Source organism: Staphylococcus sp. EG-SA-10 (genome assembly GCF_017151945.1).
In the GTDB taxonomy this organism is placed as follows: domain Bacteria; phylum Bacillota; class Bacilli; order Staphylococcales; family Staphylococcaceae; genus Staphylococcus; species Staphylococcus aureus.
The window spans coordinates 101,112-114,827 of the sequence record NZ_JACVZJ010000008.1 but is presented as its reverse complement, the minus strand read 5'-3'; the positions used below and the strand labels follow the sequence as shown (position 1 = coordinate 114,827).

Genomic DNA, 13,716 nt, shown 5'->3' with positions numbered 1-13,716 from the left:
TACAAAGGAGAAAAAAAGAAGACAACCAAGCCCAATAATGGACTGGCCGCCTAATAATAAAAACTCTAAAAGTTGTAATTTAAAATAGTTCTTTAAATTATATACCCACCACATTTGGTGGAGAACCTAAAAAATTAGCGGATAATTAACTTTATTAAAATCCAACCAATTAAGAATACGAGTAATAGGACTAATACTGGAATCACATAATGTAACATAACGTCCCTCCTTTAACTTAATTTTAATTGTAATCAAATTTGACAATAAGTCAAAACATTAATACCTATGATAAGTATCATTTATTAACATATGTATCATATTTTTAATCTTGCGTAATTTTTTATCGTTAACTATGTGATTTAATCAACAGGCCAATAAGACGTTTGTCATTCGTGCACATAACGGTACGACGCGCTTTTGTCATTTTAATTATGTTAAGATAATAGTAGTTATAGAAGTTCAATCTATAGGAGGCATAGCATGGATATTCCAAAAATCACGACATTTTTAATGTTTAATAACCAAGCTGAAGAAGCTGTTAAACTATACACAAGCTTATTTGAAGATAGTGAGATTATAACAATGGCTAAGTATGGTGAAAATGGACCTGGTGATCCTGGGACTGTACAACACTCAATATTTACATTAAATGGACAAGTATTCATGGCGATTGATGCTAATAGTGGCACAGAATTACCAATGAATCCTGCGATTTCATTATTTGTTACAGTAAAAGATACTATTGAAATGGAACGACTATTTAATGGATTAAAAGATGAAGGTGCCATTTTAATGCCAAAAACGAATATGCCACCATACAGAGAGTTTGCTTGGGTACAAGATAAGTTTGGAGTAAGTTTTCAATTAGCATTACCTGAGTAAAAGGATTCGTACAGCGTTGAATGATAAAGAAACACTTTTTCTTATGCATGCCTTTTACCTATGTATTCCTATTTTAAGTACACATTATCATTTTAGTTTCACTCATTTTTAAAATCACAAAGATAATTTGTAACTTAAATGATGATGCGTTATTAAAAAACACGATACTTCGTTTCAATGAACGCATTAAATTAAAAATAAACACCTCGCAAAAGAAAGTAGTCCTTTCTTATGGTGAGGTGTTTATTTGTCGACAACTTGATTATGATTGTTTCATTTTTTGAATATGTTCATAATCAGGTGTAGCATACAAAGTTTTTTGATTGTCATATGTTACAAACCCAGGCTTTGCACCTGATGGTTTGTGCACATTTTTAATTAACGTGTAATCAACAGGTATTTGTCCAGAATTACCAGCTTTTGAAAAATATCCTGCTAACATAGCCGCTTCCTTGATTGTCATATCACTTGGTGCATCATTAAATATAACAACATGTGAACCAGGAATATCTTTTGTGTGTAACCATGTGTGAGTTTTTTTAGCTTTTTTATTTGTTAAATAATCATTTTGCTTGTTATTCTTGCCAACATATATATCGTCGCCATCAGTTGATACATAATGTTGTAATTGAATCTGCTCTTTCTTTTTCTTAGTTTGATTTTTACGCTGTTTCATAAAGCCTTGTTCTGCTAATTCATCTCTAATTTCATCAATGTCATGGACAGAAATATGATGTAATTGTTGTTCGATTGTTGAAAAATAACCTATATTGTCTTTCGTCAATTGAATTTGATGTTGTAATTCACGTTCTCTCGTTTTCATACGATTATATTGTTTATAATAATATTGAGCATTTGCTGATGGGGATTTTGTAGGATTTAAAGGAATGACAACTTCTTCATTCGTATAATAATTCAATGCTGTCACTTCTTTATCACCTTGCTTAATTCGATATATATTAGCAGTGATCAATTCACCATATAACTGTTCATTATCTTTATTTTTAGACTGCTCATATTCTTCAATCAACTTTGCTAATTTATTTTGATATTTGTGCAACTGCTGTTGAACAAATCGAACTAAATCATTCGCACGTTGTTTAACGCGTTCACGTTCGCCACGTGCATCATAAAAACGATCAAGTAAATCATTTAATGAATCGTACGTAACTGTATCATCATTAAATTGATTTAACTTTATAAAATAGAAATCCTCTTTACCTGTTTCATGATTTTTATGAAAAATAGGAGTAGGTGGTAACTTGGTTTCTGCCATTACTTCATCGAATGCTTCTGGTAATGTTGATGAAGTCATAAATTGACGACGATTAACGATTTCATTCGTAATTAAAGGGCTAAATCCTTCAAACTGATTCAATAATTGTTTAGCAATATTACCTGCGTTAAAATCGATATATTTCAACACCTCTGCACCTGTAATATCATACGGATTCATTTTGTGCTGAGTAGGTGGTGCTTCATAATTAAATCCTGGCATTACTGTTCGATAGTGATTCGTATTTGGTGTTAAGTGTTTAAATCCTTCAATTATTTTACGATTTTCATCTACTAAAATTAAGTTACTATGTTTACCCATAATCTCAAGGATGACAGTGCGGTAAATAGTATCGCCAATTTCATCTTTACTCTTTATATCGATTTCAATACGACGATCATTACCAATTTGCTTAATCGATTCGATAATACCACCTTCTAAGTGTTTTCTAAAAACACGCGCAAACATGGGTGGATTAAATGGATTATCATATTTTTTTGTAGTCAATTGTAATCTTGAAAAGTTTGGATGGATTGACAATAACAATTGATGGTTTTGTCTATTTTGACGTACAACCATTAGTATCGTGTCATTATCAGGTTGATTGATTTTGTGAACGCGTCCTGTTGTTAAAAATTGTAGAGACTCAACCATTTTCTTTGTAAATAAGCCATCATAAGCCATAATTTATCTTCCACCTTCTTCATATCATTCGTTTCATTTTAACATGATTGTAACTTTTCGGTATAGTTATTGAATCATACATTATGCCACACATTTTACATTATCTAAAAGTTCGCAATTCAATTTATTTAATTAAAATTAATCGTGCAATATAACGATATTGTTAGACCTAATAGAAATTATGGCATGCAATTTCAAATATGCTATACAATATAAAGAACAATGTGATATCATATTTAAATAATAGAAGATTAGCTTAGAGAGGTCGTAAGGCATGGATAATGAAAAAGGATTGTTAATCGTTTTATCAGGACCATCTGGAGTAGGTAAAGGTACTGTTAGAAAACGAATATTTGAAGATCCAAGTACATCATATAAGTATTCTATTTCAATGACAACACGTCAAATGCGTGAAGGTGAAGTTGATGGCGTAGATTACTTTTTTAAAACTAGGGATGCGTTTGAAGCTTTAATTAAAGATGACCAATTTATAGAATATGCTGAATATGTAGGCAACTATTATGGTACACCAGTTCAATATGTTAAAGATACAATGGACGAAGGTCATGATGTATTTTTAGAAATTGAAGTAGAAGGTGCAAAGCAAGTTAGAAAGAAATTTCCAGATGCGTTATTTATTTTCTTAGCACCTCCAAGTTTAGATCACTTGAGAGAGCGATTAGTAGGTAGAGGAACAGAATCTGATGAGAAAATACAAAGTCGTATTAACGAAGCACGTAAAGAAGTCGAAATGATGAATTTATACGATTACGTTGTAGTTAATGATGAAGTAGAACTTGCGAAGAATAGAATTCAATGTATTGTAGAAGCTGAGCACTTAAAAAGAGAGCGCGTAGAAGCTAAGTATAGAAAAATGATTTTGGAGGCTAAAAAATAATGTTAAATCCACCATTAAACCAATTAACGTCACAAATTAAATCAAAGTATTTAATTGCAACAACTGCAGCGAAAAGAGCGCGTGAAATTGATGAACAACCTGAAACTGAATTATTAAGTGAATATCATTCATTTAAACCAGTTGGTAGAGCGTTAGAAGAAATTGCTGACGGTAAAATTCGCCCTGTTATTTCAAGCGATTATTATGGTAAAGAATAGTTTCGACCATTAAAAATATGTGAAGCAAGACGTACATCAAATACGTCAAGGCATATCCAAATCAAACGCACCTATGAAGGTGTGTTTTTTTAGTTTATCCAATGATTGATGTTATAATAATACTAAATTTGTATCTATAAAAAAGTAATGAGCATTTGTGCGCATATGATGATGTAAAGCGTAAATGTCATAGTGATATTTAAGGGAGATTGAATATGAAGAAAATATTGTTAGCCGTTACAGGTGGCATTGCGGCATATAAAGCGATTGATTTGACAAGTAAGTTAACACAATCTGGGTATGAAGTTCGCGTTATGTTAACGAATCACGCGCAAAAATTTGTGACACCATTAGCATTTCAAGCAATAAGTCGAAATGCTGTTTATACAGATACTTTTATAGAAGAAAATCCTTCAGAAATACAGCATATTGCATTAGGTGATTGGGCAGATGCAATCATTGTTGCACCTGCAACGGCAAATACAATTGCAAAATTGAGTGTAGGAATTGCTGATGATTTGGTGACATCAACGTTGCTAGCAACAGAGACACCCAAATTTATTGCGCCTGCCATGAATGTGCATATGTATGAAAATAAGCGTACGCAGCAAAATATTAATATTTTAAAAGAAGATGGGTATCATTTTATCGAACCAGGAAGCGGATTTCTAGCATGTGGTTATGTTGCTAAAGGACGTATGGAAGAACCGCTTCAAATCGTTTCTGTTATTGATGCTCATTTTCAAAATAGTAATCGTTTAGCTAATAGTTCATTTCAAGATAAACGCGCATTGGTTACAGCCGGACCAACTATTGAAGTTATCGATCCAGTCAGATTTGTATCCAATCGTTCTTCTGGAAAAATGGGTTATGCAATAGCTGAAGCATTGCGAAATCGCGGAGCTATCGTGACATTAGTTACTGGTCCTACAACACTAGAGGATCCAAAAGATATTGAAGTTATTCATGTTCAAAGTGCTGAAGAAATGTTTGAACAAGTGACTAGCCGATTTGATGAACAAGATATTGTTGTAAAAGCAGCAGCAGTATCTGACTATACACCGGTTGATGTATTAGAACATAAAATGAAAAAGCAGGATGGTGATTTGTCAGTATCTTTTAAACGTACTAAAGACATTCTTAAATATTTAGGTGAACATAAAACATCACAGTATTTAATAGGCTTTGCAGCAGAAACTGAAGATATTGAAAATTATGCACAACAAAAATTACGCAAGAAAAATGCAGATGTGATTATTTCAAATAATGTTGGGGATATGTCTATCGGATTTAGTTCTGATGATAATGAATTGACAATGCATTTTAAAAATAATGAAAAAGTAAATATCAAGAAAGGAAAAAAAGTAGTATTAGCTGCACAAATTTTAGATGAACTAGAAACTAGGTGGCAATAATGATAGCGAAAGTCATAGTCGATGTCGCGTCGAAGAGCGTTGACTATAAATTTGATTATATAATTCCCGAACAACTCGAATCTGTCATCCAACCTGGTGTGCGTGTGATTGTACCTTTTGGACCAAGAACGATTCAAGGTTATGTAATGGAAGTAACATCAGAACCTGATGCACAACTTGACGTTTCGAAGTTAAAAAAAATCATAGAAGTGAAAGATATACAACCAGAATTAACATCAGAATTAATAGCTTTAAGTGAGTGGATGGGTTCAACTCATGTCATTAAACGTATTTCTATGCTAGAAGTGATGCTTCCGAGTGCTATTAAAGCGAAGTATAAAAAAGCATTTAAGATGAAAGATGACATAGAGGTACCTTCAGCTTTATTACAAAAATTTGATAAGCATGGTTACTATTATTATAAAGATGCGCAAAAAAATAATGATATTCAATTGCTTATGAAGTTGTTAAAAGATGATATCGTTGAAGAAAAAACGATTCTCACACAAAATATAACTAAAAAAACCAAGCGTGCTGTTCGTGTCATTGAAGGGTATCATCCTGATGAAGTATTAGCTAAGTTGGAGAAAGTTATTAAACAATACGATTTGTATGCTTACTTGTCTGAAGAACAACATAAAACAATATTTTTAACTGATATTGAGGATATGGGCTTTTCAAAATCCAGTTTAGATGGACTTATCAAAAAAGGTTATGTTGAAAAATATGACGCGATTGTTGAAAGAAACCCATTTAAAGATCGTGTTTTCGAACAAGAATCAAAACAGCAATTAACAGAAGACCAATATAAAGCATATGAAGCGATTAAAGCTAAAATTGTAAGCCAAGAGCAAGAAACATTTTTACTTCATGGTGTGACGGGATCAGGTAAAACAGAAGTATATTTACAAACGATAGAAGATGTTTTAAGTCAAGGAAAACAGGCGATGATGTTAGTTCCTGAAATCGCTCTAACACCGCAAATGGTTTTACGCTTCAAACGTCGATTTGGTGATGACGTTGCTGTATTACATTCTGGCTTATCTAATGGGGAACGTTATGATGAGTGGCAAAAAATTAGGGATGGTCGTGCGAGAGTAAGTGTTGGTGCAAGGTCAAGTGTGTTCGCACCTTTCAAAAATTTAGGGTTAATCATCATTGATGAAGAACATGAATCTACATATAAGCAAGAAGATTATCCGAGATATCACGCTAGAGAAATTGCCCAATGGCGAAGTGAATATCATCACTGCCCAGTCATTTTAGGAAGTGCAACACCATGTCTTGAAAGTTATGCACGAGCTGAAAAAGGCGTTTATCATTTGCTATCATTACCAAACAGAGTGAACCAACAAGCTTTACCTGAAATTGATATAGTAGACATGCGTGAAGAATTGAGTAAAGGTAATCGGTCAATGTTTTCAAAAGATTTACGTGAAGCCATACAATTAAGATTAGATCGACAGGAACAAGTTGTTTTATTTTTAAATCGACGTGGTTATGCATCATTTATGTTATGTCGAGATTGTGGATATGTACCGCAATGTCCAAACTGTGATATTTCATTAACGTATCATAAAACGACAGACTTATTAAAATGTCACTATTGTGGTTACCAAGAGACGCCGCCGAATCAATGTCCAAATTGTGAGAGTGAACACATTCGACAAGTAGGTACTGGTACTCAGAAAGTTGAAGAACTATTGCAACAAGAATTTGAAGATGCGCGCATAATTAGGATGGATGTAGATACAACCTCAAAGAAAGGTGCACATGAAAAGTTATTGACTGAATTCGAAAAAGGTAACGGTGACATTTTACTAGGTACTCAGATGATTGCGAAAGGATTAGATTATCCAAACATTACTTTAGTTGGTGTGCTGAATGCAGATACAATGTTAAATTTACCTGATTTTCGGGCGAGCGAACGTACTTATCAACTATTAACGCAAGTGGCTGGTAGAGCTGGTCGTCATGAAAAGGCAGGTCAAGTCATCATTCAAACGTATAATCCAGATCATTATTCAATATTGGATGTTCAAAAAAATGATTATTTAACATTTTATCGTCAGGAAATGGAATATCGTAAATTAGGAAAGTATCCACCGTATTATTATTTGATTAATTTCACAATCTCACATAAAGAAATGAAGAAGGTTATGGAAGCATCACAGCATGTTCATAAAATTTTATTACAGCATTTAACAGAAAAAGCGCTTGTACTAGGTCCATCTCCGGCAGCACTTGCGAGAATCAACAATGAATTTAGATTCCAAATTTTAGTGAAATATAAAAGTGAACCTGGATTATTACAAGCCATTCAATTTTTAGATGACTATTACCATGAAAAATTTATAAAAGAAAAATTAGCATTGAAGATTGATGTTGATCCACAGATGATGATGTAACATTACTAATTATTAGAAACAAGTTCAGTATGTACGAGTATTTGAACCAGTCTTTGAATATTTACTTTAAGGGCAGAAAAAGGGCAGAATATACAACTGTTAACCATTTAAATTAGCAGTTTATATTCTGTCTTTTTATATGGCTTTATAAATTACGTGATTTTGATTTGATTAGGAATTTATTAGTATTTCCATTTACGAATTCTGATTTTAATGTAAGTGCCATACTTAATGATAAACAAAAGTACTAATGATTAAGCAAACTATTTTTAAATGGCAAATTGATATAGTGCAATTTTCAAACTTATAAATTAATGGCCATAAACTATTTTATATCTATCTATGTTTTAACCACTTAAATTATTAGACAAAACAATTTTCTTAAATTATCAATTAAAGTATTTAAAAATATTGATGGTTAATGTAAAATATCAATATAAATAAGTTTTTTAAATTTATGTATGTTTATTTGATTCAAACAAAATAACTTAAGAGGAGAAAGTTTATGAAAAAGACACTGGGATGTTTACTTTTAATTATGCTTTTAGTCGTAGCAGGTTGTTCTTTTGGTGGGAATCATAAATTATCATCAAAGAAATCAGAAGAATCAAAACAAGAAACTGTAAAAAAAGAATCGGAAGAAGAGAAAGATCCAAAAGTTGCACACTATAAAAAAAATAAGGAAAAAATAGCGAAAGTTAAAGCAGTACCTGTTTTAGAAAAGATAGAACCATTTATAACCGAAAAGACATTTATGAATAGCACAGGTATGCAAGGGTGGAAAGATTATAAGTCTTTAATGAATCAAGTGAAGTTAGCAGATTATAATTTTACAAAAGAGTCTAAAGGTGCTTCAATGGAAGATGTTGATAAGTTTTTTAAAAATAAAAAAGGTGTAAAACGTAAAGAAGTTACTACTTATGATGGTTTGAAACAAGTTAACTATTGGTATGTAGATAAAAGTGGTAAAAAAATTGGTGGTTCAGACACACCTGTTTTTTATGCTGAAATTTTAACGAAATATAAAGATGGAAAGTTGATTTATGCATCAGTTGAACCTGGATCATATTCATATTCAAATAAGAATGCGGTAAATCTAGATAAAGTTGAAGAACTTGATGATTTAAGTATGTTCTCTAATCTGAAAGATCCTAAACCAGTACCATATAGTGTTGCTCAAATGGAAATATCAAGCGTCCCAGTTACAAGTGTATCTTTCGTAACAAAGGGAGGGAATCATAAAGATACTAATCCAGAGAAAGAACAAGTTGATATGCCACAACTAGCTTATTTAACTGTTTCACCACAGCTATACCATGATAAAGAGCATCCAGATCCGCATATAATTGGATTAGTTGCCTTGCCATACTTAAATGCATCTAGAGATTTTGGGAACGCGCATTACTCTGTTTTAAATAATCTTTCAAAAGAAATGAAAGAGAAATTAGCGAGTCGTTCATTGGACCTTGATAAATAGTGTACTACATTAAATAATCGCAATAATAATCCCGATAAACAATCAGCATTGCTGCTTATCATATAGAGTTCGTAATAACTATAACTCTATGATTCGCAATTAATAAATGATTGTCATCGGGATTTATTTTTATCCATTTATAAAGTGACATTACCTTGTTCATCAGCAGGTTTGAAAACAGTAATCACTGCACTAATAATTGCTAAAATGTGTGGGATACCTGTCCAACAGAATATTAAGTGTAGAATACCTTGCATATTTTTGCCGGCATAAAATTTATGAATACCAAAACTACCTAAGAACAATGCTAATAAAATATAAATAACTTTGTTTACTTGCATTTCTTTCCCTCCAGTTGAATTGCTTATAATGACATTAGCTTCTCTTTTTATTATACCCACTTTTAGTTCAAACATTCTAGTTTAAGCATTCCCAATCATCTAAATTTCAGTTATTCAATCCTTACAATAAATTTAGGATTACACTTCAGTTGCATTGTATTATTTTACGTGTGAAATATACGTAATGAATCACATGACAATCTTTAAATTGAAAAATATACATTCTATGATGTAAGGTCGCATTTTTAATATATTTACGTTATAATGGTTTGATGAATTTTATTGAGGAGTAAGAGCTATGGCGATTAAAAAGTTAGTACCAGCATCGCATCCTATTTTAACGAAAAAAGCGCAAGCAGTTATAAAATTTGATGATTCGTTAAAAAGATTATTACAAGATTTAGAAGATACAATGTATGCACAAGAAGCTGCTGGCTTATGTGCACCTCAAATTAATCAGTCATTGCAAGTGGCAATCATTGATATGGAAATGGAAGGATTATTACAACTTGTTAATCCGAAAATTATAAGTCAATCAAATGAAACAATAACAGACTTAGAAGGTTCAATTACATTGCCAGATGTTTACGGCGAAGTGACAAGAAGTAAAATGATCGTTGTCGAAAGTTATGACGTCAATGGGAACAAAGTTGAACTAACTGCACATGAAGATGTAGCAAGAATGATTTTGCATATTATAGATCAAATGAACGGTATCCCTTTTACAGAACGTGCGGACCGTATTTTAACAGATAAAGAAGTGGAGGCATATTTTATAAATGACTAAAATAATATTTATGGGTACACCAGACTTTTCAACAACTGTTTTAGAAATGCTTATTGCAGAACATGATGTCATTGCAGTCGTAACGCAACCAGATCGACCTGTTGGACGTAAACGTGTTATGACACCACCACCAGTTAAAAAAGTTGCAATGAAATATGATTTACCTGTATATCAGCCTGAAAAATTAAGTGGATCAGAAGAATTAGAACAATTGCTTCAATTAGATGTAGATTTAATTGTAACTGCTGCTTTTGGACAATTATTACCTGAATCATTGTTGGCATTACCAAAATTTGGCGCAATTAATGTACATGCATCATTGTTACCGAAGTATAGAGGTGGTGCACCAATTCATCAGGCAATTATCGATGGTGAACAAGAAACCGGCATAACAATTATGTATATGGTTAAAAAATTAGATGCGGGTAATATTATTTCGCAACAAGCAATTAAAATAGAAGAAAATGATAATGTCGGTACGATGCATGATAAATTAAGTGTATTAGGGGCAGATTTATTAAAAGAAACTTTACCATCTATTATAGAGGGCACAAATGAAAGTGTACCTCAAGATGATACGCAAGCAACATTTGCTTCCAATATTCGACGCGAAGATGAGCGAATTAGCTGGAATAAACCAGGAAGACAAGTGTTTAATCAAATTCGAGGATTATCACCATGGCCAGTTGCTTATACAACTATGGATGACACTAACTTGAAAATATACGATGCTGAACTCGTTGAGACTAATAAGATAAACGAGCCTGGAACAATTATAGAAACGACTAAAAAAGCCATTATTGTTGCTACAAATGATAATGAAGCTGTTGCAATTAAAGATATGCAATTGGCTGGGAAAAAGAGAATGTTAGCTGCCAATTATTTAAGTGGTGCGCAAAACACACTAGTAGGGAAGAAACTTATATGATAGAAAACGTGAGAAGTCTTGCTTTTGACACGATTCAAGATATATTAAATGAAGGTGCGTATAGTAACTTGCGTATCAATGAAGTGTTGTCAGAAAATGAATTAAATGTAATGGATAAAGCTTTATTTACAGAAATTGTCTACGGAACCGTTAAAAGAAAATATACGTTAGATTTTTATTTAAAGCCTTTTGTGAAAACAAAGATTAAGGCATGGGTTAGGCAATTATTATGGATGAGTATTTATCAATATGTTTATTTAGATAAAGTTCCAAATCACGCCATCATTAATGAAGCAGTTGAAATAGCAAAAGAACGCGGTGGCTATCACAACGGAAATGTCGTAAATGGCATTTTACGAACAATGATGCGTAGTGACTTACCTGATTTTAATGAAATTGCAGATCCTAAAAAAAGAATGGCAATCGAGTATAGTATGCCGAAGTGGATTATAGATCATTGGGCAACACATTATGGTCTCGAAGAAACTGAAACAATTTTACAGTCATTTTTAGAAACGACATCAACATCTGTGCGTGCCAACCTGACGCGAGCATCATTAGATGATATTATTGAAAAGTTGCAAGACGAAGGTTATGACGTTGAAAAAGATCATGACTTACCTTATTGTCTCCATATAGGAGGACAACCAATTATTCATTCTCGTTCATTTAAAGATGGATTCGTTTCAATTCAAGATAAAAGCTCAATGTTTGTTGCACACATTATGAATGTAGACCGACATGATCACGTATTAGATGCATGTAGTGCACCTGGCGGTAAGGCTTGTCACATTGCTGAAGTTTTAATGCCAGAAGGGCAAGTTGACGCTTCAGATATACATGATCACAAAATAGACTTAATTAATTTTAATATAAAAAAATTACGATTAACAAATATTAAAGCTTTTCAACATGATGCGACAAAACCTTATGATAAAACATACGATAAGATACTTGTTGATGCACCATGTAGCGGATTAGGTGTTATGAGACATAAGCCTGAGATTAAATATACTCAAAGCAAACAACATATTGAGTCACTAGTTGATTTACAGCTTGAAATATTGGAAAATGTAAAAAACAATGTAAAAATAGGTGGCGAAATCGTCTATTCAACATGTACAATAGAGCAACTAGAAAATGAAAACGTGATTTATACGTTTTTGAAAAATAATAAAAACTTCGAATTTGAACCGTTTCAACATCCGATAACTGGAGAGTTGGTCAAAACGTTACAAATCATGCCGCAAGACTTTAATTCAGATGGATTCTTTATCACTAAGATAAAAAGAAAGGACAATTAGGAATGATAACTGCTGAAAAGAAAAAGAAGAATAAATTTCTTCCAAATTTTGACAAGCAATCAATATATTCATTGCGATTTGACGAAATGCAAAACTGGCTCGTTGAACAAGGTCAACAAAAATTTCGAGCGAAACAGATTTTTGAATGGTTATATCAAAAAAGAGTAGATTCGATTGATGAAATGACGAACTTATCGAAAGACTTACGACAGCTTTTAAAAGATAACTTTACTGTTACAACTTTAACAACTGTAGTAAAACAAGAAAGTAAAGACGGTACAATTAAATTCTTATTTGAATTACAAGATGGCTATACAATTGAAACTGTTTTAATGAGACATGATTATGGAAATTCAGTATGTGTAACGACACAAGTAGGTTGTCGTATCGGATGTACGTTTTGTGCTTCTACACTTGGCGGCTTAAAAAGAAACCTTGAAGCTGGCGAAATTGTTTCACAAGTTTTAACAGTTCAAAAAGCCCTTGATGCTACAGAAGAGCGCGTATCTCAAATTGTCATAATGGGTATCGGTGAACCATTTGAAAATTATGATGAAATGATGGACTTTTTAAGAATCGTCAATGATGATAACAGTTTAAATATTGGTGCACGTCACATTACAGTATCAACATCAGGTATCATTCCTAGAATATATGACTTTGCGGATGAAGATATCCAAATTAATTTTGCTGTAAGCTTACACGCCGCAAAAGATGAAGTGCGATCACGCTTGATGCCAATTAACCGTGCATATAATGTTGAGAAGTTAATCGAAGCAATTCAATATTATCAAGAAAAAACAAATCGTCGTGTTACTTTTGAATATGGTCTGTTTGGTGGTGTGAATGACCAACTAGAACATGCAAGAGAATTAGCACATTTAATAAAAGGCTTAAACTGCCATGTTAACTTAATTCCTGTCAACCATGTTCCAGAAAGAAATTATGTAAAAACGGCTAAAAATGATATCTTTAAATTTGAAAAAGAATTAAAGAGACTAGGAATTAATGCCACAATACGTCGTGAACAAGGTTCAGATATTGACGCAGCTTGTGGTCAATTAAGAGCAAAGGAACGACAAGTAGAAACGAGGTAAA

General features: G+C 32.5%; 12 protein-coding genes. 10 read left to right on the top strand and 2 right to left on the bottom strand.

Annotated features, from left to right (window positions below; translation table 11 throughout):
• Positions 1-480 precede the first annotated feature (480 nt).
• A complete protein-coding gene (locus IDG45_RS08375) occupies positions 481-882 on the top strand; it encodes a VOC family protein (protein WP_000354184.1) in 402 nt (133 codons plus the stop codon).
• A 262-nt stretch (positions 883-1,144) separates the two neighbouring features.
• Here the strand turns inward: IDG45_RS08375 and IDG45_RS08370 are convergent, their stop codons facing one another.
• Entirely contained in the window at positions 1,145-2,842 is a 1,698-nt protein-coding gene (locus tag IDG45_RS08370; RefSeq protein ID WP_111063847.1) for an Rqc2 family fibronectin-binding protein, read from the bottom strand.
• A 274-nt stretch (positions 2,843-3,116) separates the two neighbouring features.
• On the opposite strand from IDG45_RS08370, the gene gmk reads away from it, so the two are divergent.
• The 5 genes from gmk (at position 3,117) to IDG45_RS08345 (ending at position 9,258) form a co-directional block, all read left to right on the top strand.
• Positions 3,117-3,740: a guanylate kinase gene (gmk, locus tag IDG45_RS08365; RefSeq protein WP_000368225.1), complete on the top strand. Its 624-nt coding sequence runs from the start codon at positions 3,117-3,119 to the stop codon at positions 3,738-3,740.
• Positions 3,740-3,958 carry a DNA-directed RNA polymerase subunit omega gene (gene rpoZ / locus IDG45_RS08360; protein ID WP_000933956.1) on the top strand — a complete coding sequence of 73 codons (219 nt, stop codon included), beginning with the start codon at positions 3,740-3,742 and terminating at the stop codon, positions 3,956-3,958. The genes gmk and rpoZ overlap by 1 nt, the downstream gene beginning before the upstream one ends.
• Positions 3,959-4,173: 215 nt before the next feature.
• Positions 4,174-5,373: a bifunctional phosphopantothenoylcysteine decarboxylase/phosphopantothenate--cysteine ligase CoaBC gene (gene coaBC, locus IDG45_RS08355; protein ID WP_000722167.1), complete on the top strand. Its 1,200-nt coding sequence runs from the start codon at positions 4,174-4,176 to the stop codon at positions 5,371-5,373.
• Entirely contained in the window at positions 5,373-7,781 is a 2,409-nt protein-coding gene (priA, locus tag IDG45_RS08350) for a primosomal protein N' (protein WP_054193834.1), read from the top strand. Before coaBC ends, priA begins: the two co-directional genes overlap by 1 nt.
• A gap of 505 nt (positions 7,782-8,286) precedes the next feature.
• The gene (locus IDG45_RS08345; protein WP_000751709.1) at positions 8,287-9,258 is read left to right on the top strand and encodes a hypothetical protein; all 972 of its coding nucleotides are present in this window, start codon (positions 8,287-8,289) and stop codon (positions 9,256-9,258) included.
• A 137-nt stretch (positions 9,259-9,395) separates the two neighbouring features.
• On the opposite strand, the gene IDG45_RS08340 is transcribed toward IDG45_RS08345, so the two are convergent.
• A complete protein-coding gene (locus IDG45_RS08340; protein ID WP_001198024.1) occupies positions 9,396-9,599 on the bottom strand; it encodes a TM2 domain-containing protein in 204 nt (67 codons plus the stop codon).
• A gap of 298 nt (positions 9,600-9,897) precedes the next feature.
• On the opposite strand from IDG45_RS08340, the gene IDG45_RS08335 reads away from it, so the two are divergent.
• The 4 genes from IDG45_RS08335 to rlmN are packed head-to-tail and all read left to right on the top strand — an operon-like array spanning position 9,898 to position 13,715.
• Positions 9,898-10,386 carry a peptide deformylase gene (locus tag IDG45_RS08335; protein ID WP_000985287.1) on the top strand — a complete coding sequence of 163 codons (489 nt, stop codon included), beginning with the start codon at positions 9,898-9,900 and terminating at the stop codon, positions 10,384-10,386.
• The gene (gene fmt / locus IDG45_RS08330) at positions 10,379-11,314 is read left to right on the top strand and encodes a methionyl-tRNA formyltransferase (RefSeq protein ID WP_000161280.1); all 936 of its coding nucleotides are present in this window, start codon (positions 10,379-10,381) and stop codon (positions 11,312-11,314) included. Before IDG45_RS08335 ends, fmt begins: the two co-directional genes overlap by 8 nt.
• Positions 11,311-12,618: a 16S rRNA (cytosine(967)-C(5))-methyltransferase RsmB gene (rsmB, locus tag IDG45_RS08325; RefSeq protein WP_000572247.1), complete on the top strand. Its 1,308-nt coding sequence runs from the start codon at positions 11,311-11,313 to the stop codon at positions 12,616-12,618. Before fmt ends, rsmB begins: the two co-directional genes overlap by 4 nt.
• A gap of 2 nt (positions 12,619-12,620) precedes the next feature.
• Positions 12,621-13,715, top strand: coding sequence for a dual-specificity RNA methyltransferase RlmN (rlmN, locus tag IDG45_RS08320; RefSeq protein ID WP_000626897.1), 1,095 nt, complete (start codon positions 12,621-12,623; stop codon positions 13,713-13,715).
• The last annotated feature ends 1 nt before the right edge of the window (position 13,716 follow it).